Annotated in this window: 17 protein-coding genes; 9 read left to right on the top strand and 8 right to left on the bottom strand. The window is 69.5% G+C overall.

The window, feature by feature from the left end:
* Positions 1-23: 23 nt before the first annotated feature.
* Both EOINJALH_RS23555 and EOINJALH_RS23550 read right to left on the bottom strand, forming a co-directional pair.
* Positions 24-1817, bottom strand: coding sequence for a DUF885 family protein (locus EOINJALH_RS23555; protein ID WP_088284730.1), 1794 nt, complete (start codon positions 1815-1817; stop codon positions 24-26).
* Between the two features lie 85 nt (positions 1818-1902).
* Entirely contained in the window at positions 1903-3576 is a 1674-nt protein-coding gene (locus EOINJALH_RS23550) for an alpha-amylase family glycosyl hydrolase (protein ID WP_088284728.1), read from the bottom strand.
* 85 nt (positions 3577-3661) lie between these two features.
* On the opposite strand from EOINJALH_RS23550, the gene EOINJALH_RS23545 reads away from it, so the two are divergent.
* From EOINJALH_RS23545 to EOINJALH_RS23535, 3 genes are all read left to right on the top strand, one after another.
* On the top strand, positions 3662-6400 hold the full coding sequence (locus tag EOINJALH_RS23545; RefSeq protein ID WP_088284726.1) for an alpha-1,6-glucosidase domain-containing protein: 2739 nt from the start codon (positions 3662-3664) through the stop codon (positions 6398-6400).
* Between the two features lie 43 nt (positions 6401-6443).
* The gene (locus EOINJALH_RS23540) at positions 6444-6938 is read left to right on the top strand and encodes a DUF1499 domain-containing protein (protein ID WP_088284724.1); all 495 of its coding nucleotides are present in this window, start codon (positions 6444-6446) and stop codon (positions 6936-6938) included.
* Between the two features lie 110 nt (positions 6939-7048).
* A complete protein-coding gene (locus EOINJALH_RS23535) occupies positions 7049-7945 on the top strand; it encodes an alpha/beta fold hydrolase (protein WP_088284722.1) in 897 nt (298 codons plus the stop codon).
* Between the two features lie 77 nt (positions 7946-8022).
* On the opposite strand, the gene EOINJALH_RS23530 is transcribed toward EOINJALH_RS23535, so the two are convergent.
* The 3 genes from EOINJALH_RS23530 to EOINJALH_RS23520 form a co-directional block, all read right to left on the bottom strand.
* Positions 8023-8424, bottom strand: a complete 402-nt coding sequence (locus tag EOINJALH_RS23530; protein ID WP_088284720.1) for a hypothetical protein — start codon at positions 8422-8424, stop codon at positions 8023-8025.
* A 512-nt stretch (positions 8425-8936) separates the two neighbouring features.
* Positions 8937-10355: an amidase gene (locus EOINJALH_RS23525; RefSeq protein ID WP_088284718.1), complete on the bottom strand. Its 1419-nt coding sequence runs from the start codon at positions 10353-10355 to the stop codon at positions 8937-8939.
* 38 nt (positions 10356-10393) lie between these two features.
* Positions 10394-11515, bottom strand: a complete 1122-nt coding sequence (locus EOINJALH_RS23520) for a branched-chain amino acid ABC transporter substrate-binding protein (protein WP_088284717.1) — start codon at positions 11513-11515, stop codon at positions 10394-10396.
* 187 nt (positions 11516-11702) lie between these two features.
* Here EOINJALH_RS23520 and EOINJALH_RS23515 point away from each other — a divergent pair, with 187 nt between their 5' ends.
* Positions 11703-12644 carry a LysR family transcriptional regulator gene (locus EOINJALH_RS23515; RefSeq protein ID WP_158219868.1) on the top strand — a complete coding sequence of 314 codons (942 nt, stop codon included), beginning with the start codon at positions 11703-11705 and terminating at the stop codon, positions 12642-12644.
* Here the strand turns inward: EOINJALH_RS23515 and EOINJALH_RS23510 are convergent.
* The gene (locus EOINJALH_RS23510) at positions 12622-14280 is read right to left on the bottom strand and encodes an acetolactate synthase large subunit (RefSeq protein WP_088284715.1); all 1659 of its coding nucleotides are present in this window, start codon (positions 14278-14280) and stop codon (positions 12622-12624) included. The two genes, EOINJALH_RS23515 and EOINJALH_RS23510, sit on opposite strands and share 23 nt — an antisense overlap.
* A gap of 281 nt (positions 14281-14561) precedes the next feature.
* Here EOINJALH_RS23510 and EOINJALH_RS23505 point away from each other — a divergent pair, with 281 nt between their 5' ends.
* Positions 14562-15983, top strand: a complete 1422-nt coding sequence (locus EOINJALH_RS23505) for a coniferyl aldehyde dehydrogenase (RefSeq protein ID WP_088284713.1) — start codon at positions 14562-14564, stop codon at positions 15981-15983.
* A gap of 10 nt (positions 15984-15993) precedes the next feature.
* On the top strand, positions 15994-17478 hold the full coding sequence (locus EOINJALH_RS23500; protein ID WP_088284711.1) for a hypothetical protein: 1485 nt from the start codon (positions 15994-15996) through the stop codon (positions 17476-17478).
* A 258-nt stretch (positions 17479-17736) separates the two neighbouring features.
* Here the strand turns inward: EOINJALH_RS23500 and EOINJALH_RS23495 are convergent, their stop codons facing one another.
* Both EOINJALH_RS23495 and EOINJALH_RS23490 read right to left on the bottom strand, forming a co-directional pair.
* Positions 17737-18663 carry a glutaminase gene (locus EOINJALH_RS23495; RefSeq protein WP_234414003.1) on the bottom strand — a complete coding sequence of 309 codons (927 nt, stop codon included), beginning with the start codon at positions 18661-18663 and terminating at the stop codon, positions 17737-17739.
* Between the two features lie 72 nt (positions 18664-18735).
* Positions 18736-21096 carry a multiheme c-type cytochrome gene (locus EOINJALH_RS23490; RefSeq protein ID WP_088284709.1) on the bottom strand — a complete coding sequence of 787 codons (2361 nt, stop codon included), beginning with the start codon at positions 21094-21096 and terminating at the stop codon, positions 18736-18738.
* 180 nt (positions 21097-21276) lie between these two features.
* On the opposite strand from EOINJALH_RS23490, the gene EOINJALH_RS23485 reads away from it, so the two are divergent.
* From EOINJALH_RS23485 to EOINJALH_RS23475, 3 genes are all read left to right on the top strand, one after another.
* Positions 21277-22941, top strand: coding sequence for a hypothetical protein (locus EOINJALH_RS23485; protein ID WP_088284707.1), 1665 nt, complete (start codon positions 21277-21279; stop codon positions 22939-22941).
* A 39-nt stretch (positions 22942-22980) separates the two neighbouring features.
* The gene (locus EOINJALH_RS23480; protein WP_088284705.1) at positions 22981-24516 is read left to right on the top strand and encodes an arylsulfatase; all 1536 of its coding nucleotides are present in this window, start codon (positions 22981-22983) and stop codon (positions 24514-24516) included.
* 63 nt (positions 24517-24579) lie between these two features.
* Positions 24580-26220: an AMP-binding protein gene (locus EOINJALH_RS23475; RefSeq protein ID WP_088284703.1), complete on the top strand. Its 1641-nt coding sequence runs from the start codon at positions 24580-24582 to the stop codon at positions 26218-26220.
* The last annotated feature ends 83 nt before the right edge of the window (positions 26221-26303 follow it).

The raw sequence follows: 26303 nt of genomic DNA, 5'->3' as shown, positions 1-26303 counted from the left end.
TCGGCGAGGTGGGCGCGGGCGGCTCAGCCCGCCCGCGCGGCCTCGGCCGCGATCCACTCATCGGTCAGCCGGTCCAGCACGTTCAGCGGCAGCGCGCCCTGGTCGAGCACGGCGTTGTGGAAGCGGCGGATGTCGAACCGCGCGCCCAGCCGGGCCTTGGCGCGGTCGCGCAGTTCGTCGAACTTCAGCTTGCCGATCATGTAGGCCAGTGCCTGGCCGGGCTCGGAGGTGTAGCGGTCGATCTCGGACTCGACGAAGGCCAGGTCGACGCCCGTGCGCTCGGTCATGAAGTCGATGGCCTTCTGGCGTGGCCAGCCCAGCTGGTGGATGCCGGTGTCCACCACCAGGCGCGCCGCGCGGAAGGCCTGCCACATCAGGTGACCGAAGCGGCTGTAGGGGTCGGTGTACAGGCCCAGCTCGAAGCCCAGGGTTTCGGCGTACAGGCCCCAGCCTTCGGTGAACGCGGTGTAGCCCCAGCTGCCTCGGCGGAAGGCCGGCAGGCCGCGCAGCTCGGACGCGCGCGCGATCTGCAGGTGGTGGCCGGGCACGGCCTCGTGCGCCACCAGGGTTTCCATGCCCCAGGTGGGTCGGGTGCGCCAGGAGATGGTGTTGGCGAAGAAGAAGCCGGCGCGGCTGCCGTCGAGCGCCGGGCCGCTGTAGTACTCGGCGCGGTTGGCGCCCATGTGCGCGGGCATGGCCTGCACGCCGTAGGGTGCGCGAGGCAGCTCGGCAAAGAGCCGGGGCAGTTCGGCGTCCACTCGCTTGGCGATCTCGCGGTAGCCGGCCAGCAGCGCCTCGGGGCCGGCGGCGATGAAGCGCGGGTCGGTGTTCAGGAAGTGGACGAACTGCGCAAAGCTGCCCTCGAAACGGGTCTCGCGCATCACCGCCTCCATCTCGGCGCGCAGCCGCGCCAGCTCGCGCTGGCCGATGGCGTGGATCTGCGCCGGGCTCAGGTCGGTGGTGGTGCGGTGGCGCACCAGCATCGCGTAGACCGCGGCGCCGTCGGGGTAGCGGCTCAGCGAGCCGTCGGTCGGCGCCTTGGGCATCAGCTCGTCCACCACCAACGCCCGCAGCCGCCGCAGCGCCGGCACCACGTGGGTGGCGATGGCCGTGCGCGCGTCCGCCTGCAGCGCGGCCTGGTCCGCGGCCGGGATGTCGCGGCCCAGGCGCTTGAAGGGCGCGAAATGCGGGCTGTCGTCCACCTGGGCCGGGAACTGCGTGTCGATCTGCGCCAGCACGCGCTCCAGCACGCCGCGGGCGGGCACCCAGCCGGCCTTGGCGCTGGCGCGCAGCAGCTCGATCTGCTGGTCCATCAGCCGCGGCAGCGCGGCCATGCGCGCCAGGGCCTGGGCTGCCTGGTCGGGGCGCTGCATCGGCGCGATCGACATCAGCTCGGCGAAGTCGCTCTGCGGACCGCCCAGCACGCGCAGGCTCATGTGCTGCGCCGCCGGGAAGGCGGCCCACTCCAGCTGCCGCTGCTGGCTGTCGATGAACAGGTCGAGCGAGACGCGGTCGGTCGGCGACAGCGCCTCGCGGCGGACGGCCCTGGCTTCAGCCAGGAAGCCGGCGGTGTCGCGGTCGCGCGCGGCCTCGGCCGCGGCCGACAGGTCGCTCAGCTGGTCGTTGAAGCGCAGGTCGCCGCGGTAGGTGGCCCATTCGGGAAAGCTGCGCGCGCTCCAGTCCCACTGCCGCTCGAACAGCGCGTGCAGCGCCTGACCGGCCTCGGCCGGGGCGGCGGGGTCGGCCGCGCGCAAGGTGGTGGGCAGCAGAAGGGCCAGGGCCAGTGCCGGCAGGAGGAGGGCGGTGCGTCGGATCATGGCGTGGCGAGGGTGCAGGGGCGCGGCGCGCGATTGTGCGCCAGCGCGGTGTGCGGGCGGCCCTGGCCCTGTGCCGGCAAGGGCTTCAGCGGCCGCCGACCCGCCACACCTGCACGCTCTGCGGGGCCAGTGGCAGTTGGGCGCTGCCGCCCGCATCGGCACGCACGGACGCGTCGGATTCAGGATAGGCTGCGGTCAACCGAGCACCCGCCGGCAACCCGCTGACGCCGGCCTGCGCCGGCGTGCTGCCGTAGTTCACCAGCACCAGCGTCCTGTCGTCCAGGGCACCTTCGCGCAGGTGGCGCTGGAAGCCCAGCACCAGCCCGTCGGCGAACGAGTGCTCGAAGCTGCCGCGGGCGATCGACGGCAGCGTGTTGCGCAGCGCCAGCATGGCCCGGTAGAAGGCCAGGATCGAACCGGGCTCGCGCGACTGCGCCTGCACGTTCTGCAGGGCCAGGTTGGGTGCCACGGGGCGGAACGGCAGGCCGGTGGTGAAGCCGGCGGTGGCGCGGTCGGGCGTCCAGCTCATCGGTGCGCGCAGCGGGCGGTCGCCGCGCAGCCCGGGCACGCCGGCCTGGCCCACCTCTTCGCCGTAGTAGATGAAGGGCGTGCCGGGCTGCAGCAGGTAGCCGGCGGCGGCCAGCTTGTACTGCGCGATGTCGCCGCCCACCTGGTCCCACAGCCGGCGTCCGGCAAAGATGTCGTGGCTGGAGACGAAGGTGGCCATCGTCGGCGACGCGCGGCGGTAGAAGTCCGCCAGCGCCTTCACCGACTCGGCCTGGCCGCGTGCCGCGCCCACGTAGTGCTGCACCTGGCCGAAGGCGAAGGCACCGCCGCACACCTCGGGCCGGCCGTAGTCCTGCGGCGCCGCGGTGGCCTCGCAGACGACGTAGCGGTTGGGGTAGGACAGGATCAGGTCCTGGAAGACCTTGGCCAGGCGTCGGCTCTCGGGCTGGTCGTTCCATTGCCTGGCGTCGGTCTCCACCAGGTGGGGCACGGCGTCGAGCCGAAAGCCGTCGAGCCCGCGGTTCAGCCAGAAGCGCAGGCTGTCGAGGTGGTAGTCCAGCACCTCGCGCCGGCGGAAGTTGAAGTCGGGCATGTGCGGCCCGAAGGTGCCGAAGTAGAAGCTGCGGGCCTGCGGCGGCGGCGCGGGCCAGTCCTTCGGGTCGCCCTTGAACTGCCAGGGCCGGCTGCCGGCGTGGTACCAGGGGTTCTTGCCCCAGATGTCCCAGCCCTGCGGTGCGGCGTCGGACCAGACGAACCAGTCGCGCCAGGGGCTGACCGCGTCGCCGCGCGCCTGCACGAACATCGGGTGCTCGGCCGCGCTGTGGTTCACCACATAGTCGATGATCACCCCGATGCCGCGCGCATGCGCCTGGCGCAGCAGTTCGTCGAAATCGGCCAGCGTGCCGTAGTCGCGCTCGATGGCGCGGAAGTCGGTGGTGGCGTAGCCGTGGTCGCGGTCGGCGCTGGCCGTCACCGGCATCAGCCACAGCCCCTTCACGCCCAGGTCTCGCAGGTGGTCCAGCCGCGAGATCAGGCCGGGTAGGTCGCCTACGCCGTCGCCGTCGCTGTCCTGGTAGGCGCGCACGAAGATCTCCATGAACGCACCGCGGTGCCAATGCTCCTGCAGCGGGCTGGCCTGGCGCAGGGCCGGCACCGCGGTGGTGTCGATGGCCACCGGCGCCGGGGCGGCGGCGCAGCCGGCCAGGAGGGCGACCAGGGCCAGGCCACCGGCCGAGGGAAGCAACGGGCTCATGGGGCAGCGTCTGTAGGAATACTACGAGTTGTGGGGTTCGTTGATTGCCGGCAGCATAACGGCCTTTCTCAGCTGAAGGAACCCGGTGCGCGGTGCATGGTGTAGTGCGGCTACGTGGCTGGGCGGGCTGCTGCTGGCTGGGTCGGCCACCGCCCAGCGCGCCGATTGCGACGCGGCCGAGCCCTGGCGCGTGCTGCGGCCATCGGCACCGGTCGACGCGCAGGCCCATTGGCTGGACCGCCGGCGCCTGCGCTGGCCCGGCACGTCGGTGGCTGTGGCGCCGGGCGATCGCTTCCGGTTGCATCACGCCCGCCACGGTGGCCTGGTGGTCGAGGCGGGGGCCGCGGTGCGCGGTGGCGACCGCCCAGTGCCGTTGGTGCCGTCCGTGGAGCCCTTGCCTGCGGCGCTGGCCGAGCGCTTCCGCTTCGTGGCCCCGGGTGTCGACCTGGCGCTTCCCGCCACCGCACAGGCCCGCCTGCCCGAGCTGCTGCGCGGCGAACTGCTGCTGGTGCACGAGGACGCGCGGGGCCGCGTGAAGCGCGCCACCGCGCTGCAGGTGGCCGGCGCGCTGGACGACCGCTACGCCGCCGCCGGGTCGGTGCGCGACCTGGGCGCCATGCCGCGCGCCGGCGGCACAGCCTTCGCGCTGTGGGCGCCCACCGCGCGGCGGGTGTCGGTGTGCCTGCACGACACGCCCGACGGCCCGTCGCGGCGGTGGCTGCCGCTGCGGCGCGACGAGGCCACCGGCGTCTGGCGCGGCACCGATGCCGGCCAGCGGCCCACCACCACGCGGCGCACCGTGCCGACCGGCCCCGCCTACACCTACCTGGTCGACGTGTTCGTGCGCGGCACCGGCTGGGTGCGCCAGCGCGTCACCGACCCGTACTCGCTCGCGCTCACCGCCGATTCGCACCGCAGCGTGGCGGTCGATCTCGAGGCCCCCGCGCTGCAGCCCGAGGGCTGGACCGCCACGCGCGCGCCGGCCAGCGTGGCCGCGCCCACCGACCTGGTGGTCTACGAGCTGCACGTGCGCGACTTCTCCTGGCACGACGCCAGCGTCGGCCCGCGCCACCGCGGCCGCTACGGCGCCTTCACCGAGCCGGGCACCGACGGCATGCGCCACCTGGCGGCGCTGGCCCGCGCCGGCGTCACCGACCTGCACCTGCTGCCGGTGTTCGACATCGCCAGCATCCCCGAGCGCGACTGCGCCACCCCCACCGTGCCACCCGGCCCGCCCGACGGCACCGCGCAGCAGGCCGCGGTGGCCGCCACGCGCGCCGTCGACTGCTTCAACTGGGGCTACGACCCGCTGCACTACACCGTGCCCGAGGGCAGCTACGCCACCGAGGCTGCCGACCCGGCCGCGCGCATCCGCGAGTTCCGCGCCATGGTGGTGGCGCTGCACCGCACCGGCCTGCGCGTGGGCATGGACGTGGTCTACAACCACACGCCGGCCTCGGGCCAGCACCGCCACTCGGTGCTCGACCGCATCGTGCCGGGCTACTACCACCGATTGGACGCGTCCGGCCGGGTCGAGCGCAGCTCTTGTTGCGACAACACCGCCACCGAGCACCGCATGATGGGCAAGCTGATGCTCGACTCGGTGCTGGCCTGGGCGCGGCACTACCGCATCGACTCGTTCCGCTTCGACCTGATGGGCCACCAGCCGCGCGCGCTGATGGTCGAGTTGAAGCGGCGGCTGAAGGCCGAGACCGGCCGCGACATCCCGCTGATCGGCGAGGGCTGGAACTTCGGCGAGGTGGCCGACGGCGCGCGCTTCGTCCAGGCGTCGCAGCTGAGCCTGAATGGCACCGGCATCGCCAGCTTCAGCGACCGCGGGCGCGACGCGCTGCGGGGCGGCGGCCATGCCGACACCGGCGCGGCGCTGGTCGACGCCAAGGGCTGGGTGCACGGTCCGCAGGCCGATGCGGCCGCGCAGGCGCGGCAGGCCGACGGGGTGCGGGTGGGCCTGGCCGGCACGCTGCGCGGCTATCGCATGATCGACGCGACCGGCCAGTTGCGGCCGCTCGAGGCGCTGCGCTACGGCGGGCAGCAGCCGGCGGGCTTCGCCAGCCAGCCGTCCGAGGTGGTGAACTACGCCGAGAACCACGACAACCACACGCTGTTCGACCTGAATGCCCTGCGCCTGCCGGCCGACACCCCGGGCGAGGACCGCGCCCGCGTGCAGACGCTGGCCGCCGCGGTGGTGGCCTTCAGCCAGGGCATCGCCTACTTCCACGCCGGGCAGGACATGCTGCGCAGCAAGAGCGGCGACCGCAACAGCTACGACTCGGGCGACCACTTCAACCGCCTCGACTGGACCGCCACCGACAACGGCTACGGCGCCGGCCTGCCGCCCGCCGAGGACAACGGCCGCGACTGGCCGCTGTGGCGCGAGCGGCTGGCCGACGTGCGCCTCAAGCCCGCGCCCGCCGACATCGCGTGGGCCCGCGATGCCTTCCGCGACCTGCTGCGCATCCGCGCCAGCACGCCGCTGTTCCGCCTGCGCAGCGCCGACGACGTGACGGCGCGGCTGCGCTTCGTCAACACAGGCCCGACCCAGGTGCCCACCGTGGTGGCCGGCCACCTCGACGGCAGCGGCCTGCCCGGTGCCGGCTTCCAGGCGCTGGTGTACCTCGTCAACGCCGACACCGTGGCGCAGACCGTGGGCGATGCCTCGCTGGCCGGCCGCCCGTGGCAACTGCACCCGGTGCACCGCGCCGCCGACGCGGCCGACCGGCGCGCGCGGCAGGCGCAGGCCGACACCGCCAGCGGCCGCTTCACGGTGCCGCCGCGCACGGCGGTGGTCTTCGTCGTCGAGTGACCGGGGCCGGGCCGCCACGCCGCGCACCGCTACCATCGCCCGCATGCGCACCTTCCTGACCTGGTTGATCCTCGGTGTCCTGGGCCTGGCCCTGGCGCTGCTGGCCGCGGGCCGGCTGGGCCTGTTGAGCGGCACCCGGCCGGCCGACCTGGGCGTGCGCGACGGCCGCCTGAAGCCGCCGTCGGCCACGCCCAACAGCGTGTCGAGCCAGGCGGCGCTGTACCCCGATCACCCGATGCGGGCCTACGCCACCGTGGAGCCACTGCCGATGAAGGGCGATGCCCGCGCCACGATCGGCGCGCTGCGCACGCTGCTGCAGGGCATGCCGGGGGCGGTGCTCGTCACCCAGCGCGACGACTACCTGCACGTGGAGTTCAGCACCGCCCTGCTCCGCTTCGTCGACGACGCCGAGTTCTGGGTCGACCCGGCCGCGGGGGTGGTGCAGGTGCGCAGCGCCTCGCGCCTGGGCCGCAAGGATTTCGGCGTCAACCGCGAGCGCCTCGAGGCCATCCGTGCGCGCTGGCGGGCCGGCGGCTGAGCCTTGCCCCCGACGCGGGGCCGCCTGCGGGCCCGGGCACCCCCATCGACCGCCCGGTGCGCGCGACCGGGCATGATCCGCCGCGAGACCCATTGACCGCGAGGTGCCGCATGACCTGGTTCGAAGGCTTCGACGACCGACGCCTGCCCGTGGGCGACATCGCGCTGCGCGTGCGCACCGGCGGCCGCCCCGACGCCCCGCCGCTGCTGCTGCTGCACGGCTTTCCGCAGACCGGCGCCATGTGGCACCGCGTCGCGCAGCGGCTGGCGCCGCACCACAGCCTGGTCATCCCCGACCTGCGCGGCTATGGTGAATCGGACAAGCCCGCCGGGGCCATCGACCACGCCAACTACAGCAAGCGCACCATGGCCGCCGATCTGCACACGCTGATGCGCCGCCTGGGCCACGAGCGCTACCGGGTGGCCGGCCACGACCGCGGCGCGCGCGTGGCCCACCGCCTGGCGCTCGACCAGCCGCAGGCCGTGCAGTGCCTGGCGCTGCTGGACATCGTGCCCACCAAGGACATGTACGACGCCACCGACATGCGTTTCGCGTCGGCCTACTACCACTGGTTCTTCCTGATCCAGCCGGCGCCCAACCCCGAGCGCATGATCGGCCACGACCCCGAGCACTACCTGCGTTGGAAGCTCGGCGGCTGGGGCTCGCTGGGCCACAAGTTCTACGAACCCGAGGCGGTGGCCGAATACCTGCGCTGCTTCAGCCGCCCCGAGGCCATCCACGGCGCCTGCGAAGACTACCGCGCCTCGGCCACCGTCGACGTGGCGCTCGACGCCGAATCGGTGCAGGCCGGCGTGCAGATCGCCTGCGACCTGCTCGTGCTGTGGGGCACCCGCGGCGTGATCCACGCGCTGTTCGACCCGCTGGCGCTGTGGCGCGCCCGCTGCGCCGGCACGGTCACCGGCGAGGCGATGGAGGCTGGGCATTACCTCGCCGAAGAACTGCCGGACGAGACGGCGCAGCGGCTGCTGGGGTTCTTCGGGGGCTGAGGCGTTGGGCGGCGTGGCCGGGAGGGCCCGCGGCGGCATCGGCGACGCCGACCCGCGATGTCGGTCGGCCCCGCCGATCACCCCATGGCGGCGGGTTCCGACAGGCCCACGGGCTGGTGCCCAGGGCTCAGCGCGGTGGCCAGCCGTTCGGCCACGTCGTTGTCGAAGCTCATCAGCAGGTCGGACGACTGGCCGGCCGCGGCGGCGCGCAGCACGTCGCCGATGCAGGTCTTCTGCGCCTCCGTGGCCGGGCGCTCGAGCCGGGCCTCCAGCAGCGACACGGTGGCGTCGTGCAGCCGGTCCGACCCCAGCACGTGCCAGGCATAGTCGATCTCGTAGCGCTCCATCGCGTCCTTCAGGCTCTCGCCGTCCAGCCGAGCCTCGGCGGCAAAGTGGTTCAGCGTGCGGGTGCTGAGGCTGTCGGCGACGTGGGCCAGCAGGTCGGCGTGCGCGTGCGCGGGGGTGTGATCGGTGGCCATGGGGGGTCCTTGCGAAGTCGACCCACGGGGATGGCATCTGTCGAAGGCCCATGGGCGGACCCGCGAACACCGGTGCAGCGGCCGAGGATCAGCCGGGCCAGAAGAACGAAAGCCCGTCGCAGGGACGGGCTTCCGAGAGGATCCGGTGGCCTGGGGTTCAATCAACCCATCGTCTGGCGTGTCTTGAATTCAAACTGCTTGCAACTGCGAGGATTCTAGTCCGTCCTCAAGCCAACGTTCCCTGCGATCAAACCGCCATCGTTGCTACACCGCCATCTACGCGGACTGACACTTGAGCCGAAAACCGTCCGTGGAAGTGGGGTAAGTCCAAATCCAGTCCAGTTCGCGCCCGTCCGCTGGGAGGCGTCCTCCCTTGCAGGTGATGCGAGCGTCGCCTTTTGCGGGTTTGGTCAAGGGCTTGGTCTCGATGTTGAAGATACGGGCACGCCCGGTGAGCACGTGGTCGTCCGTCGCGTCAGGCGGCCGCCTGCGCCGGTCCGGCTCAACGGACCTCAGCCCAGCCGGCGCTCCAACTCGTCCAATGCCGAGAACCCGGCGGCACGCTCGATGTGGGCACCGGCCCGCAGCGCCAGGTCTTCGCGGAAGCGCCCCGCCACAAGTTGCACACCGGTAGGCAGTCCGGCGCTCAAGCCGGTGGGCACCGACAGCCCGGGCAAGCCCAGCAGGGCCGTGGCCAGCAGCGGGCTCTGCGCCCGCACCATCTGCTCCACCTGTGCCGGCTCAGTGTCGTCTGAATCGTTGGCAAACTGGCGCTGCCAGCTGTTGGGCATCAAGAGCACCGGGTGCTGGTCCAGAAAGACGGCCCAGTCGCGCGCGATGTCGAAGCGGCGGGCCAGCGCGTCCAGCGTCTGGTCGCGATCCAGCGGCCTCACCGGGGCCATGTAGTTGCGCAGCGCTGCGCCTGAGGCGGCATCGCCCAGGCGTTCCACCTCGGCCAGCGTGCTGCGGCGCGCGTCGTCCATCACCAGTTGACGCCAAAGCTGCGCGCTCTCCTCGAAATGGGGCGGCTCGATCTCCTCGACCTCGTAGCCTGCGGCGGCCAGCCAGGCGGCGGCCTGCGAAATGGCGGCCACCACGCTGGGGTCGGCATCAAAGGCAGGGTGGCGCTTGAACATCGCCACCTTCAGCGGGCGCTGTGCGTCCTGCGGATACGCCAGCGGCGCATCCACCCACTGGGGGTCGAACGGGCTGCCCTGGGCCATCACCTGCAGCGCCAGCCGCGCATCGGCCACGCTGCGGGTGAGCGGGCCCTGCACAGACATCATCTGCTGCGTCGGCGGTCGCGTGGGCGCGCTGGCCGAGTAGGAAGGGATGCGACCTACCGTGGTACGCAGTCCGACCACGCCACAGGCCCAGGCCGGGTAGCGGATCGAGCCGCCGTAGTCGTTGCCATGCGCGATGGCGCCCATGCCCATGGCCGTGGCCGCTGCCGCGCCGCCGCTGCTGCCGCCAGGCGTCACGCCGGCATCGAACGGGTTGAGAGTGCGGCCGTGCAGGTCGTTGTCGGTGAACCAGCGCAGGCTGAAGGCCGGCGTGTTGGTGCGGCCCACGATCACCGCGCCGGCGGCTCGCAGGTGGGCCACCAGCGGTGAATCGGCCGTGGCGATGTGGTCACGGCAAGCCACCACGCCGTCGGTGGTGGCGCGGCCGGCGGTGTCGACATTCACCTTGATGGTGATCGGCACACCATGCAGGGGCCCGACGGGATCCCCGCGCTCCAGGCAACGGTCGGCGCGGTCGGCCGCGGCCAGGGCATCCTCGCCCATCACATCGGCAATCGCATTAATTCGACCGTTGTGCCGCCCGATGCGCTCGAGCACGCTGGTGGTGGCTTGCCGGCAGCTCAGTTCCTGACGCGCAATGCGGGCGGCCAGATCAACGGCGCCGAGGCGCCAGGGGACAAGGGTCATGGTGATTCCGTTGGTCTGGTCGGCGCTGCGTCTTGCGCTCAGTTCATCGGTGTCTTCTTGCCAGCGATGTACTGCGAGAACGTCATGGCCGGGACCTTCATTTCGCCGGTGGCGTCGAAGGCCAGCTTGCCGGTGACGCCTTGCACGTCGATCTCGAACAAGCGCGGCCCGTACACCTTGGGGTTGGCCGATCCCGCCTTCAGCATGGCTTCGGCCAGGGCCATGGTGGCGTCGTAGCCATAGGGTGCATTGCCCTGGAAGGCGCCCGGGTAGGCGGCGTCGTAGCGCTTCTTCCAGGCCGGGCCGCCAGGCATCTTCTCGATCGACACGCCGCCTTCGGCACACACCACCTGCGACACCGCATCGGGCCCGCCGGCCAGCTCTGCCAGGCCCACGGTGCACATGCCGTCACCGCCCATCAGGCGCACCTTGCCCATGCCGAGAGCCTGCATCTGCCGCAGCATGGGGCCGGCCTGCGCCTCCATGCCACCGAAGAAGATCACCTCGGCGCCGCTGGCCTTGACGGCCGTGAGCAGGGCCGTGAAGTCGGCTGCCTTGTCGCTGGTGTACTGCTCGGCCACCACCTTCATGCCCTTGGCCAACGCGGTCTTTCGGAAGGCGTCGGCCACGCCTTGGCCGTATGTGCTGCGGTCGTCCACCACGGCCACGCGGCTGAGCTTGAGCCCGTCGGCCGCGTAGTTGGCCAGGCCGGCGCCGGTGATGTTGTCGTTGGCCAGGATGCGGAACGTGGTAGCAAAACCCTGCTGCGTGATCTTGGGGTTGCTGGCGGTGGGGCTGATGTTGGGGATACCGCAGTCGTTGTAGACCTTTGTCGCCGGCAAGGTGGAGCCTGAGGTCAGGTGCCCCACCACGCCGGCGACCTTCTGGTCACACAGCTTTTGCGCAGCCAGCACGCCTTGCCGCGGGTCCGCCGCGTCGTCTTCGGCGATCAGTTCGAAGTGCGCCACCTTGCCGCCAATGCGCAGGCCGCGCGCATTCAGGTCGGCAATGGCCAACCGCACGCCATTGACGTTGTCCTTGCCCAGGTGGGCGGCCGGGCCGGATGTGGGCCCAACCTGGCCGATGCGCACCGTGAGGGTGTCCTGGGCCGCCACCAGGGCGGGCATGAGCGCGACGATGGCCAGCAAACGGTGTGTCATGGGGTGGATCTCCGATGGAGGGTTGTCAGCGTCGGCCGCAGCCGTCGACCTGGAAGGCGTCACCGGCCGGGCGGCACGTGGCGCGAATCGTAGACACCGCACCCGCGCAGCGGGAGACAACATATCGTGCGGACGAACACCTTGGGTTGTCACTTCCAGGCACCCATGCACGCCACAATCCGCCGTCATGAAACTGCAGCAACTGGAGGCCTTGGTGGCGGTGGTCGACAGCGGCAGCATCCGTGCCGCGGCCCGCATGCTGAACCTGTCGCAGGCGGCCATCAGCAAGTCGATGCGCACGCTGGAACAGGAAGCCGCCGTGCCGCTGCTGGTGCGCCTGTCGCGTGGTGTGGAGCTGACCCCCGCCGGCCACCGCCTGCTGGCCCGCGCGCGGCTGGTGACACGGCAGTTGGAGCTGGCCCGCGATGACCTGCGGCAGGCCAACGATGGCGATGCCGGCACGCTGCGCATCGGCATCGCGCCGTTCATCACCATGATCTCGCTGGGCCAGGCCTTCCGCTGGTTTCGCCAGCGCTACCGCAATGTGGAGGTGCACTTCATCGAGGGACTGATGACCCGCGTGCTGCCGCGCCTGCGTGACGGCACGCTCGACATGGCTGCGGTGGCCGCGGACGTGGGCGAGCTTCAAGGCGACGAGTTCGTCCGCCAGCGCCTGCTGCTGGCGCCGCAATGCGTGCTGGTGCGCGAAGGCCATCCCGTGTTGGCCGAGCCCACCGCGCGCGCGCTGGCCGATCTGGAATGGGTGTTCACGCAACCCATTGCCGGCGGCTTGCAGCCACGCCTGGACGCCATGTTCGCATTGGCCGGCGTGGCCCCGCCCACTCGGGTGGTGTTGACCGAGACGCTCGCGGGCCTGGCGGTGCTGCGCGGATCAGACGCCGCCGCCGTGGCCCCGAACCTGGTGCTGGGCCTGCCCGAGACCCACGGCATCGTGGCCGTGCCCAACTCGCCACTGCGCCCCGGCGACCTCGAGGTGCTGCTGCTCACCCGACCCGACGTGCCCATGACACCCGCGGCAGCCTACTTTGCCCATTGCTTGGCCACCGTGGTGAGCCAATCGAAGAGCCCGGCGGCGTTGCCTGAACTCAGGGCGCGATCTTCCGCTTGAGCGCGCGCGCCACCGGCTGAGGCAGGCTGGGCAGCGAGCGCAGCAGCCACGGCAGCACCCGGCGCTTGAGGCCGCCGAGCGCCTGCGGCACCATGGCCTCGATCAGGTGCGGCCCTGGCGTCACCAGGGCCTGCTCCAGTGCGCGCACAAACTCTTCGGTGGTGGTGGCGCGCACCGCATGCACCCCCATGCTCTGCCCCATCTGGGCGAAATTCATCACCGGCCCGGTCAGGTCCAGCTGCGCCTTGGCCTTGGGGCCCGCTTCGTCCGCCCCCACGCGCTCCAGTTCCACATTGAGCACCGAGTACGAGGCGTTGTTGAAGATGATGGTGGTGACGTTGAGCTTCTCGCGCGCCATGGTCCACAGCGCCTGGATGGTGTACATCGAGGTGCCATCGCCGATGAGCGCCAGCACCGGCCGATCCGGGCAGGCCACGGCCGCGCCCACGGCGTTGGGCAGGCCCTGGCCGATGGCGCCGCCTGTCAGCGTGATGAAGTCGTGCGCTGGTGCGCCGGCGGTGAAGATGTTCAGCATCAGCCCGGAGGTGATGGCCTCATCCACCAGGATGGCGCGCTCGGGCAGCAGATGCCCCACAGCCTTGCAGACCTTCTCGGCGGTGAGCTTGCCGCGCGGGCGGCTGGGTCGGAGCGCCGCTTGCAGCAGCGGCTGGGCGTGCAGCGCCCCCAGGGCCTCGGCCAGCTTGTTCAGGCTGATCACGGTGTCCTGGTCCGGCGCGGCCAGGGTGTGCACGGTGCACGCGTCGGGCACGAGGTAGCTCTTCTTGCCGGGGTAGGCAAAGAACGAGACGGGGGCCTTGGCGTCGACCAGGATGAGGTGGTCGATGCCAGTCAGTTGCACGGTGGCCAGTTCGGCCAGATAGGCCAGTCGCTCCACCACGGGCCGGCCCGCGCCACGCTCCAGCCGAGTGGGGAAGACCTCGCCATACAGCTTGACGCCGCTGTGCGCCGCGATGCGCGCGGCAGCCAGCAGGCTGGGCTCGCGCAGGGCCCGCCCGCCCAGCAGGAAGGCGCACCTGGCGCCTGAGTGCACGGCCTGGGCAACGGCCTGCACCGTGGCATCGTCAGCCCCCTGGGGCATGGGCAGCACAGGCGGCGGCGCGGCCACAGCGCCCTCGCCCCACGACACATCGGCCGGCAAGATGAGCGTGGCCACCTGGCCGGGCAGGCTGCGCGCGGCGGCAATGGCATCGACCGCGTCGCGGCTCAGCTCGGCCGTGCTCTTGGACGTGCGCACAAAGCCCGGTGAGACGTTGCGCGCCACGGTCTCGATGTCGGACTGCAGTTGCGCGTCGTAGGGCACATGCGTGGTGGCATGGTCGCCCACGATGTTGACGATGGGCACGCGGCCCTTGCGCGCGTTGTGCAGATTGGCCAGGCCGTTGCCCAGCCCGCAACCCAGGTGCAGCAGGGTGGCGGCGGGCTTGTCGGCCATGCGCGAATACCCGTCGGCCGCGCCGGTGGCCACGCCTTCGAACAGGCACAGCACGGCGCGCATCGCGGGCTCGCTGTCGAGGGCGGCCACGAAGTGCATTTCAGAGGTGCCGGGGTTGGTGAAGCAGGCGGTCACGCCGGCATCGACCAGCGTTTTCATCAGGGCTTGGGCGCCATTGGCCATGGGGTCTCCTTGTATCTGCAGCGGCGCACTGGCGCGGGTGCACAAAAGCTCTTGTCGCGTCGCGCCCACGGCCCGATCAGAAGGGACTCCGCCTGGCAGGCGGCATCGATTCTCAGTCAAACACCGGGCTTGGACGATCACCCCGCACTGTGCTCTAGAGACCTTTCCCCATCTGTCCATTCGTGGACAGAAAGGCCGTGCCCAAGTCGCCACCATGCGAGCCGGCGCTTGCCGCACGCCAAACGGGCCTGAGCCCCGGTCGACCCTCACGGAGCCCGAGCATGGACATGACCTCCAAAGCACTCACCGCTCACTTGCAAGCCGTTCTGCACCTGCAGCGCCAGGCCTACGTCGCCAACCCGGTGCCCAGCCTGGCCGAACGCAAGGCCGACCTGCGCACGCTGCAACGCTTCATCCGTGAGAACAAGGCCGTGCTGTGCGACGCCATCAGCGCCGACTACGGCAACCGCTCGCGCCACGAAACGCTGCTGGCCGAGATCTTTCCGGCCACCGACGGCATCGACCATGTCGTCAAGCACCTGCGCGGCTGGATGAAACCGCAGCGCCGCGCCGTGGACCTGCGCAATTTCTTCGGCGCACGCAATCGCGTGATCCCGCAGCCACTGGGCGTGGTGGGCGTGATCGTGCCGTGGAACTTCCCGGTCAACCTGAGCCTCGTGCCGCTGTCCTACATCTTCGCCGCCGGCAATCGCGCGATGGTGAAGATGAGCGAGAACTCGCGCCACCTGGCCAAGGTGCTGATCGAGCGGATGCCGGCCTACTTTCCGCCCGAGAAGCTGCAGTTCTTCGACGAGACCGGCGGCGTGGGCATCGAGTTCTCCAAGCTGCCGTTCGACCACCTGCTGTTCACCGGCTCGGGCACCACCGGACGCGCGGTGATGGCCGCAGCGGCGCAAAACCTCTGTCCAGTGACACTCGAACTGGGCGGCAAGGCGCCGGCCATCGTCTGCGACGACTTTCCGCTGAAGGTGGCGGCCGAGCGCATCCTGTTCGTCAAGTACCTCAACGCCGGCCAGATCTGCACCACGGTGGACCATGCCTGGCTGCCGCTGTCATGCATCGATGATTTCGTGGCGCTGGCGCTCACCATCGTGCCGCAGCGCTACCCCAGCCTGGCCTCGCCGGACTACACCTCGATCATCGACCAGCGGTCCTTTGATCGCTTGCTGCAGGCGCTGGACGACGCCCGCGAGCGCGGCGCCCGGCTGGTGCCGCTGATCCCCGGCCCGGCCTTCGACCGCGCCACGCGCAAGATCGCCCCGCACATCGTGCTCAACGCGCCCGACGACTGCGTGCTGATGCAGCGCGAGATCTTCGGCCCCATCCTGCCGCTGCGTGGCTACACCGACCTGGGCACGGTGATCCAAAGCATCAACGCCGGCCCGCGGCCGCTGGCCATCTACCCCTTCAGCCACGACCGCGCAAAAGTGCAGATGCTGCTGGACCGCGTGATGTCGGGCGGTGTGTCGGTCAACGACGCCCTCTTCCACGTCGGCCAGCACGACCTGCCGTTCGGGGGCGTCGGAGACTCCGGCATGGGCCATTACCACGGCCATGAAGGCTTTGAGACGTTTTCGAAACTGCGCCCGGTGTTCTACCAGGCGCGCTTCAGCTCGCTGAAGTTCCTGTGGCCGCCCTACGGCAAGTTTGCCGATCGGGTGCTGGCCTTTCTGACCAAGTGAGGAGACCTGCGTGAACCACCGATTCCACATCCTTCGATTCGCCGCCCTGGGCGCTGCCGTGGCCGCCCTGGTGACCAGCCAACTGGCGGTGGCCGCCGACCCCGTGCCGATGTCCGGCCCCAAGAATCTGAATGACACCACCAAACCGGGCATTCCCGGTGTGCGGACCTGCTTCTGGGAGACAGGGCCTTACAGCGGAGACCCCTACTACAACACCGCTTGGCCTGACACCAACACCATCTATTGGGGTGCGAAGTTCACCATTCCGGACGGCGCCAAGTTGGTCATGGAAGGTCAGTTCCCCCGTTCGCGCTATACGTCGTATGTGAGCTATGACGAACGCGGCCAGCCGGTGGAAACCGTGGCCGACTATCTGATCGAGCCCCTGCCAGGGCACACCAACACCACCCGCCACGGCGCAGACCGGACCACCTCGAAGCGCTCCTACCAGATCGAGATCAAGACCGGCAATGTTCGCGACACCAGCCGTCCGGAAGGCATCTATCTGGAGGATGGCCGGACCGTCAAGCTCATCAACGCGCCACAAAACGGCGAGGGCAAGCAGCAGGTCGTCATTCTGCGCATCTACACGCCGGACAAGGGCACGGGCATCACCGGTGGCGTGCCACTGCCTTCCCCCGTCTTGACGCTGGCCGATGGCAAGGTTTTGCGCGGCATGGCGGCCTGTCAGGCCCTCAACACCACCCAGCGCCTGGCCGTGGCGCCTGACGCCTTTGGCATGCCGGCATGGCGCTACCGCGAGTTGCTGACCACCCCAGGCAAGCCAGACACGCACCCGGCGACGCGCCCGGCCACCTGGTACGCCCAGTTTGACCGCAAGCAGTTCGAAAGCATCTTCACGGGCATTCCGACCGGCGACTACAGCCGCAAGAGCGAGGGCTTCTACCCCACCACCGACAACACCTACATCCGCACTTTCTACAACCGCAAGTTCGGCCCGGTGTTCGTGATCCGAGGCAAGTTGCCCATCACCCCCAAGACCATGAATGGCGAGAAGATCATGGATGTCAAGAACGCTGACATGCGCTACTGGTCCATCTGCTCGCAAAAGGGTGCGGCCAACACCATGGTCATCAAGTGCCTGAACGACGAGGAAGTGGTCATCGACAAGGACCGCAACTATGTGATCGCCTTCAGCAAAGCGGCGGATCGCCCACGCACGGCCTACCCTGAGTGCGGCATCAACTGGCTGCCCATGCCCGACGATGGCGACGGCATGTATGACCCCGATCAGGGCAACACGATGATCCGCAACATGCTGGTCAATCCCAACTTCAAGCAAACCACGCGTGAAGTTCAAAAGCCCGGTGACGAGAAAGCGGTCATGGGCCCCTATCTGCCGACCAGTGTCTACTTGACCACCTCCAACTTTGAGTCTTCGTTCAACTGCCGTTCACCCGGCGTTGTGGCGCAGATCGCCAAAGACACCGAAGAGATGGACGCCGCGCAGCAGGCCGCAGCCAAGGCGAAGTAGCGCCGCATGGGAGAGTTTGACCACGTCATCGTCGACAGGCTGCGGCGGTGACCGCGTGCGCATGCGACTGGACCGCGTGCGGTCCGGTGGCGAGTCGGTCAACGACGCCTTGATCCACGTCGGCCCGCACGACCTGCCGTTTGGTGGCGTCGACGACTCGGGCATGGGGCATGGCCGTGAAGGCTTTGAAACCTTCTCGAGCAAGAGGTCGCGCAGATGGTGGGAAAGGCCCCGACGGACTGGCCGAGCTGACCCGTCCTAAAACACCGACAAGCCCGTCCGCGCCACAAAGAGTTCGAGCGCCAGGCGTCCGAGATGGGAGTTGCCGGTGGGGTCCAGCGCCGGCGACCACACGCACAGGCTCAGCCGGTCGGGCACCACCGCCATGATGCCGCCGCCCACGCCGCTCTTGCACGGCAGACCGATGCGGAACGCAAACTCGCCCGCCGCGTCGTAGGTGCCACAGGTGAGCATCAGCGCATTCACGCGCCGCGCCTGGGTTTCACTGATCAGCGGCGAACCGTCGTACGGGTGCGCGCCATCGCGGCACAGGTAGCCGGCCGCCCGCGCCACCTGCAGGCAGTTCATGGCGATGGCGCATTGGTTGAAATACACATCCAGCACGTGGCTGGGATCGTTGTCCAGCGTGCCAAAGCCCTTCATGAAATTGGCCAGCGCCGCGTTGCGGAACCCGGTGTCGGCTTCGGACTGCGCCACCTCGGGGTCGATCCGTATCGAATCACCGCACAAGCTGGACAGCAGCCCCAGGATCTCGGCCTTGGCGTCGCCCTGGGTCAACAAGCGGTCGGCCACGGCAATGGCGCCGGCATTGATGAACGGGTTGCGCGGGATGCCCCGCTCGGTCTCCAGTTGCACCAGCGAGTTGAACGGGCTGCCCGAGGGCTCGCGCCCGATGCGGTGCCACAGCGTCTCACCCAGGCTGCGAATGGCCAGCGTGAGCGTGAACACTTTGGACATGCTTTGGATGGAAAACGGCGTCGCGCTGTCACCGGCCGCCGCCTCCTGCCCGTCGCAGGTGCGCAAGGCGATGCCGAACTGGTGGGGCGAAACGCGCGCCAGCGCCGGGATGTAGCTCGCCACCCGACCGCCCGTGCCCAGCAGCGGCCGGATTTGCGCGTTGATGTCGTCGAGGATGCCTTGAAAGTCCATGATCTCAGGCAACATGGCCCCGGGTTTCCTTCAGGGATGGCATCGTCATGCGAACCTCGGCAATCACAGGGGCCTGAAGGATACCGGTCAGCGCGACTTGGCCCGCAGCGCCTCGGTGATTTGGGCCGCCAGGCGAGCATACGCAGGATTCTGCGGATCGATGCCACGCAAGGACTCGGCGGCCTCGGCGGCCCGTCGCAGCTCGCCAGCCTCGCGCTCGTAGCTCACCAGCGCCAGCAGCACATCACGGTCGTAGGGGCGCCGCTGGCGCGCGGCACGCAGTTGCTGGAGCGCGGCGGCCCGGTCTCCGCTGTCGTGCAAAGCGACCGCATGCACATAGGCGAAGCGGATGTTGTCGGGGGCGCCCCGGGCCGCCGCGGCGAGCCAGCGCAAGGCCTGTTGGCGATCCGCGCTGCGGATCAGCGCCAGGCCCAGCGCGTGCTGCAACTCGGCGGCCCGCGGGTTGCGCGCGAGCCCGTCGCGCAGCAGTTGCAGCGCCTGCGCGCCCTGGCCCGCCTGCTCCAGCTGGTTCGCCAGGCCGACCCAGGCCGGCAAGTGGGTGGCGTCGCGCTGCAGCGCCAGCCGGTATTCGGCGGCGGCCTGGTCTGCGGCGCCTCGCGCGGCCTGCACATCCCCCAGGCGCACATGGGCTTCGGGGCGATCGGCATTGAAGGCTTCGGCGGCGGCGAATTCCGCCAAGGCCTTGGTGAACATCGCTTGATCGGCAGCGCTCAGGCGCCGCTCGGCCGGGCCGGCCAGGGCGCGCGCGGCCTCGATGCGCACCGCGCGCCGCGCGTCGGCCAGCCGTGGGCCGAGGTGGCGCGCGCGCAAGCCAGGTTCCAGCGTCGCCAGCGCCTGCACCGCTGCCAGGCGGACCTGATCGTCGGCGTCGTCCAGTGCAGAGACCATCACCGGCAGCGCGGCTGGCGAGCGATGGGCCGCCAGGCGCGCCAAGGCACTGGCGCGCGCGATCGCGCTTTGGGCCAGGTCGCTCACAATGTCCGTCAGCCCCTGCGCGGCACCTGGGGCACCGGCGTCCGCCGCGAAGAAGGCTTCGGCGAAGGCTTGGAAGCCAGGCTTCGGATTCGCAAACCATTGCCGCACGGCCTTGGCCGCCCAGGGCGCACCGCGGTCGCGATGGCATTGGTCGCAGGCATTGGGCACGCCGAGGGCGACGGTGCGATCGGGGCGCGGGATGCGCAGGCTGTGGTCGTGCCGAGGGTCCACACCCATGTAGACCGTGGTGGGCATGTGGCAGGCCACGCATTGGGCGCCGGGTCCTTGAGGTGCATGGTGGTGATGTGCCGGGGTGTCGAAACGCGCGCTCTCGTGGCAACGCGCGCAGACCGCATTGCCGGCGGCGCGCAGCTTGCCGCCATGCGGCTCGTGGCAATCGGTGCACGTGACGCCGGCCGCGTGCATGCGGCTTTGCAGGAAGGAGCCGTGGTTGTAGACCTCGTCGCGCTGCTGGCCATCGACGTGGTACAGGCCGGGCTCCAGCAACGCGGGTCGGAAGGCGTCGAACAAGGCATCGCCCGCGCGGTGCTCGTCGCTGAACTGGCCACGCCGCGCATGGCATCGCGCGCACACCTCGACCTCGCTGCGGCGCGCGGGTGGCGCGCCGCGCCGGGCCGTGCCGCTGGCCGCGTCCGGCATCCAGACGACAGCGGCGCGCTCATCGAGCCGGGCACTCAGGCCGAGGCTGGGCAGATCGGGCCGTTGCGCGGCGGGCGTCTCGGCCCATCGCACATGCGCCGAGCCGGGGCCATGGCAGGCCTCGCAGGCGACGTTGATTTCCGACCAGGTGGTGGCAAAGCGATCGCTGGCCGCGTCATAGCCTTTTCGCAGATTCGTCGAGTGGCAGTCCGCGCACTGGTGGTTCCAGTTCTGGTCGATGCCCGACCAATGTTGCGGATGGCCCGGTCGCTCGCCGTCGCCCGCAAACAGCTGAAACCAGCGCTGCCCGCCCACCGCCGCCGGCCGGCTGTCCCAGGCCAGACCCAGGGCCTGCTTGCGGCCGTCGGGCCGGCTGACCAGGTACTGCTGCAAGGGCGCCACGCCAAAGCTGTGGCTGACGAGCACATCGACGGGGCGGCCGTCGGCCCCCTGCGTGGCGACGCGAAATTCGCCACCGCGGCGGTAAGGGCGCGTGCTGCTCGGCCCATGGGCCACGCTGCGGCCGTCGAAGCGGCCCAGCACCGTGCGCTGGCTCGCCGGCTGCATCGCCTTGGCATGCTGTGAGCCCTGCCAGGCGCGTCCGGCTTCGGCATGGCACGCGGTGCAGCGGCCGCTGCCGACGTAATCGGCGGCCACAGAGGTTCCGGCGCCTTTTGTTGGCTCGCGATGATCTGGCGTCGGCTCCTCCGCCGTCCAAGCCACCCAAGGGGCCAGGCTGAGCATGACCACCGACAGCGTCAGCACCAGCCGTTGGGCCATGGATCGGGGCATCGCGGAGCGATCGGTGGGGGACGACACGGGGAACCGATCCTACGATGCCAGCGCCTGGTGCAAATGTGTCGATCCCTTGACAGTGCACCGAACGGCCACGCCGTACGCTCGCGCGTCCGCGGCTTGATCCGCGCCAGGGCACCGTGTGTCGACGGGCCGCAAGACACCGGAGAACTGCCCATGAGAACCCTGCTGCGCTGGCTGCTGCGAGTCGTCGGTGCGATCGCCCTGCTGGTCATCATCGTGATGGTCTGGATGAGAGGCTTGGCCAAGGACGATGGCGGCGCCGGTCGCCCCACCGGCGGCCCCTACACCTGGTCTGCGCCCGAGCCGGCAGCCAACGCCGCGTCCGGCGCCAACATCGACGACGACCCACGCGCCCGCTCGCTGCCGCAAACCCCGCGCGGCGGCCCGGTGCCGCGCGCCGACGGCCACGTGGTGGGCAGCCAGGGCACCGGCAACCTGCTCACGCCCATGCCGCCAGAGCGCGTCACCGACATTGCACGGAAGGACAACGTGCACAAGGCGGTGGCCATCAAGACCTGCTTCTGGCCGGGCCCCCGCCTGCGCAGCGGCTACTACACCACCGATCCGGACGACTACGGCATCGAGAACCAGATCCCCGACATCGGCAACACCTTCTCCACCGCCTGGTTCAGCATCCCGGCTGGCGGCAAGATCGTGCTGCAGGGCGAGTTTCCGCACATCCGCCACTGGAGCTTCGTCACCTACTCGGTCGATGGCGTGCCGCGCGATGGCCTGTACGACAGCGAGATCGAGCCAGATGCCGGCGCGGCCAATCCTTTCCGCCCTGGCGAGCGCCGCGACGCGCAGCCGCGGCGCTACACGCTGACCATCGTCAACGGCGCACCGCCGGCCGACCAGGCCGCGCGGCCCAAGAACACGGTCTACACACTCAGCGAGCCGGGCGTGCCCACGGGCATGCACATGCGCAACTACATCCCCGACCGCGGCCTCGACTGGACCGGCGGCGTGGGTTTGCCGAAGGCCGCATTGCACCAGGCCGATGGCAAGGTGCTGAGCGAGCAAGACACCTGCGCCGCGACCGACGTGCCACACAAGCGCGGCAAGCAGTCGCCGATCACCGTCTCGCCCAAGCTGTGGCTGGCGCTGAACAGCCTGCCGTGGCGGCCGGGCGACCGCACACCGGCCACCAACTTCGATGTGGCGCCGATGGTCAAGTTCTACAACCGCGAACACCTGATGCTGAGCACCTTCTTCCCCGCACTGCCCAGCGACGGCCTGGCCGTGGAGAAGGGCGGCTTCTGGAGCAACCCGGTCACGCGCTACGGCTTCACCTACCTGAGCCAGGCCTACGGCAAGGTCTACGTGGTGCATGGCAAGCTGCCCAGCACACCGCGCACCTTCGACGGCACGGCCGAGCCGATGGACCATCAGGCCGACATGCGCTACTGGTCGCTGTGCACCTCCACGGCGCCGCCCATCGGCAACACAGTGGATTGCGTGCACGACGAGAACGTGCACCCGGTGGTCGACGCGCGCGGCTACTTCAGCGTGGTGGTCTCGCGCGCCAGCGACCGCCCGGCCAACGCCAACGCCAAGTGCGGTGTCGAATGGATCGAGTACGGCAACGGCGACGGCATCCCCGGCGGCTCGGCCGACTTCGGCGTCGTCATCAACCGCCACACCTTGGTGAACCCCGCGTTCAAGCACAGCTGGTTCGACGTGAAGTCGCTGAACGGTGAACAGCAGGCCATGGGCGAGTACCTGCCGCAAGTGATCAACCTGCGCGAGAAGGCGCGCTTCGAATCCCTGGGCTGCCCGGTGGACACCTCGAAGCTCAGCGCCATGCTCAAGCACTGACCGCGCTGAACGGGCTGACAAAACCCTCTGGAGACCCCGATGAGCTTGCTTCGATTCCTGGCCGCTGGCCTGGCCTGCGCCCTGTCGCTCAGCGCGTGGGCGCAATCCGCCGCCGCGCCACCCAACATCGTGATGATCATGACCGACGACGTCGCGCCCTTCGACGTCTCGGCCATTCACCGCGGCCTGGGCGCGGTGAACACGCCCAACATCGACCGCCTGGCGCGCGAGGGCCTCACCGTCAGCGACTACTACGCGCAGCCGAGCTGCACCGCCGGGCGCGCTGCCTTCATCACCGGCCAGTACCCGATCCGCACCGGACTCACCTCGGTGGGCCAGCCCGGCGCGCCACTGGGCCTGAAGGCCGAGGACCCGACGCTGGCCGAGATGCTCAAGGCCCGCGGCTATGCCACCGCGCAGTTCGGCAAGAGCCATGTGGGCGACCGCAACGAGCACCTGCCCACGGTACACGGCTTCGACGAATTCTTCGGCCTGCTCTATCACCTGAACGTGATGGAGCAGTTCGAGCAACCCGAGTTTCCGAAGAACGCCAACTTCCCAGGGCGACCACGCAATGTGCTCTACAGCTGGGCCACCGACAAGGACGACCCCACCGCCGACCCCCGCTTCGGGCCGGTGGGCAAGCAGCGCATCGAGGACCGCGGACAACTCGGCGCCAAGCGCCAGGAAACCTTTGACGACGAGGTGCTGGCCGTCACGCAGGACTGGCTCAAGCGCACGCAGAAGACCGGCAAGCCCTTCTTCCTGTGGTTCAACCCCACGCGCATGCACCAGCAGATTCACATCAGCCCCGAGTGGATGGGCAAGAGCGGCCACAGCCGCTATGCCGACGGCCTGCTGCACCTGGATGCCATCGTCGGCAAACTGCTCAAGCAGCTCGACGACATGGGCGCGGCCAAGAACACCATCGTGATGTTCACCTCCGACAACGGTGTGAACCTGGCGCATTGGCCCGAGGCGGGAACACCCTCGTTCCGCGGCGAGAAGGGCACCACTTGGGATGGTGGCTTTCGCGTACCGATGCTCGTGCGCTGGCCCGGCCGGATCGCCGCCAACGAATGGACCAGCGAATTCATGGCCAGCGAGGACTGGCTGCCCACGCTCATGGCGGCAGTGGGCGACGGCGACATCAAGGAGCGGTTGCTCAAGGGCACCAAGATCGGCGAGCGCGACTACAAGGTCTTCCTCGACGGCTACAACCAGACCGACATGCTCACCGGCAAAGGCAAGAGCAAGCGCCGCGAGTTCTTCTTCTATGCCGAGAACGAATTCAACGCGGTGCGAGTGGACCAATGGAAGCTGCACTTCCAGCTCAAGAACACCTGGCTGGGTGCGGCCGAGAAGCTCGATGGCGGCATGCTGGTGAACATCAAGCTCGACCCCTTCGAGCTGACACCCAACACCGGCGGCCACTTGCTGTGGATGAAGGAGAAGAGCTTCCTGCTGCCGCTGATTGGCGGTCAGATGCAGCGCTTCGGCAAGAGCCTGCAGGACTACCCGCCACGGCAGAAGGGTTCTGGCATTGGCGCGGCGACGTTGCTGAACCCGAAGTAGCACCAAGCACAAACCACGAACCCATCGGCCGACCGGCCTCGCTGGACTGAAAGGACTTGCCTCATGCACGCGCAACCCTGGCTCGAAACCCACCGCGCCAACGGCATCCCCGCCGGGATCAATGCCGATGCCCACCCGTCGATCGTGCATCTGCTGGACGCAGCGATGCTGCGTTATGCCGATAAGCCGGCCTTCCGTTCATTCGGCCAGACGCTGAGCTACGCCGATGTCGACCGCTTGTCGGCCGCGTTCGCCGCCTGGCTGCAGCAGACCCTCGGCGTGAAGAAAGGCGACCGCGTGGCGGTGATGTCGCCCAACCTGTTGGCCTTCCCCATCGCTTGCCTGGGCATCATTCGCGCCGGCGGGGTGCAGGTCAACGTCAACCCGATGTACACGCCGCGCGAGCTCGAACACCAGTTGAATGATTCGGGCAGCAAGATCATCGTCATCTACAACGGCTCGACGCCCACGCTGGCCGAAGTGATCGCCAGGACCGGCATCCAGACCGTGATCACGGTGGCGCCGGGCGACGGCAGTGGCACCGCACTGCCCAGCCCGCCGGTGGACGCGCGGCTGGTCGGCAGCATCCCGCTGGCCGACGCGCTGGCAAAGGGCGCATCGATGCAGCGCACACCCGTCGCGCTCAGCGGCGACGACCTGCTGTTCCTGCAGTACACCGGCGGCACCACCGGGCTGTCCAAGGGCGCCTGCCTGTCGCACCGCAACCTGGTGGCCAACACCGAGCAGTACAAGGCCATGATGCCCAGCGCCTTGCGCGACGGTCAGGAGGTGATCCTCACTGCCATTCCGCTGTACCACATCATGGCGCTGATGGTGAACTTCATCACCTACTTCTCGGTGGGTGCAGACAACTGGCTGGTGGCCGACCCGCGCAACATGGACGGCTTCATCGACGTCTTCAAGAAGGCCAGGCCCAGCATCTTCATCGGCGTGAACACCTTGTATGCGGGCCTGAGCATGCACCCGCGCATTGGCGAAGTCGACTTCTCCAACCTGCGCTTGTCTGGTGGCGGTGGCGCCGCCGTGGTGGGCGCCACCTCGGCAAAGTGGAAGGCCCTCACCGGCACCTTCATCCGCGAGGGCTACGGCCTGTCGGAGACCAGTCCGGTGTTGTCGTTCAACCCGGCCATGATCGAGGACTTCAGCGGCACCACCGGCCTGCCGGTGCCGGGCACGGACATCAAGTTGTTGAAGGACGACGGCACCGAGGCCGCCATCGGCGAGTCGGGCGAGATCTGCGCAAAGGGTCCGCAGGTGATGAGCGGCTACTGGAACCAGCCCGAAGCCAATGTGGCGGCCTTCACCGCCGATGGCTACTTCCGCACCGGCGACGTCGGCGTGTTCGACGACAAGGGTTTCCTCAAGATCGTCGATCGCAAGAAGGACATGGTCATCGTCTCGGGCTTCAACGTGTTCCCCAACGAGGTGGAAGCCGTGGCCAGCGCCTGCCCCGGTGTGGGCGAATGCGCCTGCATCGGCGTGCCCGACGCCAAGACCGGAGAGGCGGTGAAGCTGTTCGTGGTACGCGCGCCCGGTTCGGCACTGACCGCCGAAGAGCTGACGGCCCATTGCCGCAAGGAAATGACCGCCTACAAGGTGCCCAAGATCGTGCGCTTTGTCGACTCACTGCCCAAGTCCACGGTCGGCAAGATCCTGCGGCGCGAGCTGCGGGATGTGGCTTGAGCCCGGACCGACCGTCATCGAGCCGGCGCATGAGCTTCAGCCTGCTTGACCCAGCAAGTCCGGCCTGAACCACCCCGGAAACC

This window comes from Ideonella sp. A 288 (genome assembly GCF_002198735.1).
Taxonomy (GTDB): domain Bacteria; phylum Pseudomonadota; class Gammaproteobacteria; order Burkholderiales; family Burkholderiaceae_C; genus Pseudaquabacterium.
Note: the sequence above shows the minus strand (reverse complement) of the source record. Positions and strands in the feature narration are given on the sequence as shown.

Coding starts and splice junctions, on each gene's coding strand:
- EOINJALH_RS23555 (WP_088284730.1), bottom strand. CDS start 1,817: ATGATCCGACGCACCGCCCTCCTCCTGCCGGCACTGGCCCTGGCCCTT.
- EOINJALH_RS23550 (WP_088284728.1), bottom strand. CDS start 3,576: ATGAGCCCGTTGCTTCCCTCGGCCGGTGGCCTGGCCCTGGTCGCCCTC.
- EOINJALH_RS23540 (WP_088284724.1), top strand. CDS start 6,444: ATGCGCACCTTCCTGACCTGGTTGATCCTCGGTGTCCTGGGCCTGGCC.
- EOINJALH_RS23535 (WP_088284722.1), top strand. CDS start 7,049: ATGACCTGGTTCGAAGGCTTCGACGACCGACGCCTGCCCGTGGGCGAC.
- EOINJALH_RS23530 (WP_088284720.1), bottom strand. CDS start 8,424: ATGGCCACCGATCACACCCCCGCGCACGCGCACGCCGACCTGCTGGCC.
- EOINJALH_RS23525 (WP_088284718.1), bottom strand. CDS start 10,355: ATGACCCTTGTCCCCTGGCGCCTCGGCGCCGTTGATCTGGCCGCCCGC.
- EOINJALH_RS23520 (WP_088284717.1), bottom strand. CDS start 11,515: ATGACACACCGTTTGCTGGCCATCGTCGCGCTCATGCCCGCCCTGGTG.
- EOINJALH_RS23515 (WP_158219868.1), top strand. CDS start 11,703: ATGAAACTGCAGCAACTGGAGGCCTTGGTGGCGGTGGTCGACAGCGGC.
- EOINJALH_RS23510 (WP_088284715.1), bottom strand. CDS start 14,280: ATGGCCAATGGCGCCCAAGCCCTGATGAAAACGCTGGTCGATGCCGGC.
- EOINJALH_RS23505 (WP_088284713.1), top strand. CDS start 14,562: ATGGACATGACCTCCAAAGCACTCACCGCTCACTTGCAAGCCGTTCTG.
- EOINJALH_RS23495 (WP_234414003.1), bottom strand. CDS start 18,663: ATGTTGCCTGAGATCATGGACTTTCAAGGCATCCTCGACGACATCAAC.
- EOINJALH_RS23490 (WP_088284709.1), bottom strand. CDS start 21,096: ATGCCCCGATCCATGGCCCAACGGCTGGTGCTGACGCTGTCGGTGGTC.
- EOINJALH_RS23485 (WP_088284707.1), top strand. CDS start 21,277: ATGAGAACCCTGCTGCGCTGGCTGCTGCGAGTCGTCGGTGCGATCGCC.
- EOINJALH_RS23480 (WP_088284705.1), top strand. CDS start 22,981: ATGAGCTTGCTTCGATTCCTGGCCGCTGGCCTGGCCTGCGCCCTGTCG.
- EOINJALH_RS23475 (WP_088284703.1), top strand. CDS start 24,580: ATGCACGCGCAACCCTGGCTCGAAACCCACCGCGCCAACGGCATCCCC.